The organism is Streptomyces glaucescens, from assembly GCF_002154375.1.
Lineage (GTDB): Bacteria > Actinomycetota > Actinomycetes > Streptomycetales > Streptomycetaceae > Streptomyces > Streptomyces glaucescens.
In genome coordinates this window covers 1-972 of record NZ_MUND01001060.1, presented here as the reverse complement: position 1 = coordinate 972, position 972 = coordinate 1, and the positions used below count along the sequence as shown (strand labels likewise).

General features: G+C 72.0%; 1 protein-coding gene. It reads left to right on the top strand.

The window, feature by feature from the left end; all coding sequences use genetic code 11:
* Window positions 1-940: DUF6545 domain-containing protein (locus CCN42_RS43095; protein ID WP_158102212.1), on the top strand; the 940-nt coding region annotated here is incomplete at its 5' end.
* Window positions 941-972 lie beyond the last annotated feature (32 nt).

Below are 972 nucleotides of genomic sequence, written 5' to 3'. Positions count from 1 at the left end.
GACCGCCATGGCGGTCCTGTATGCCCTCGCCAACCTGGGCCCGGCGGCACCCCTGCGGTTCTCCGCGGCCTACGCCCAAGTGCCCGAGGTCGTAGCTCTGCACGCCGTCTACTGGACCGCGCTGATCTCGACGATCGTGGCCACCGTGCGCGAGTGCCGGTCGCTGTCAATCCCCGGCCGCCCGGACCTGGTCGAGGACCTACAGCAGTCGCTGCGGTTCTTCGCGCTCGCGCTCAGCCTCGACCTGGTCAACGTCGCACTGAACGCGGCCGCCCTGATCGGGTCGGCCATCGGCCCGCGCCCCCTGTACGGACTCGCCGAGACTGCCTGGCTGGCAACGATCGCCAGCTGCGTTGCCGCCAACATCGCCCTGGGCGCCCTCGTCCTGCGCTCCCGCCGCGCCGAGCGCCGAGACCTACGCACCCTGTGGGCCCTGCACGACCTCGTGGTGGGAGACCTGGCAGGGGGTCGGGGTGCTGTCAGCGAACCGAACGGCCCGCAGGTGGTCCTGGCGCCCGGGCAGTCCTGGTGGAGCCGCTTCGACACCAGTCTCGACCTCACCTCCATGATGGCGGAGATCCACGACGCCGCCGGACGGCTCAGCCCTTGGTGGAGCCCACTGCCCTCACTGGCCGTCGAGCGTCTGGCCAAGGACGCACCGGAAGCCGGATCTGCCGACCGCGGCAACGGCCCAGGCCCAGACTGGGACCTGACCGCTGCTCAGGCCGCCGCGACGCTGCTCCATGCGGCCCGCGCCCGCGACAGCGCCCGCCCGCCCCTCGCGCCCCAGCTCCGCGTCGTCAGGCTGCCCGGCGCCGACACCGAGCCTCATGCCGAGCGACAGCACCTCGTGAACGTGGCCCGGCACCTGCCCCATCCACTCGTCACCGAGGCCGTCACCCTCGCGGAGAAGGCGCAGGCCACTACGAACACCTCCTGAACTACGGCAAGGAGCCCTTCACCCTCGCCGGC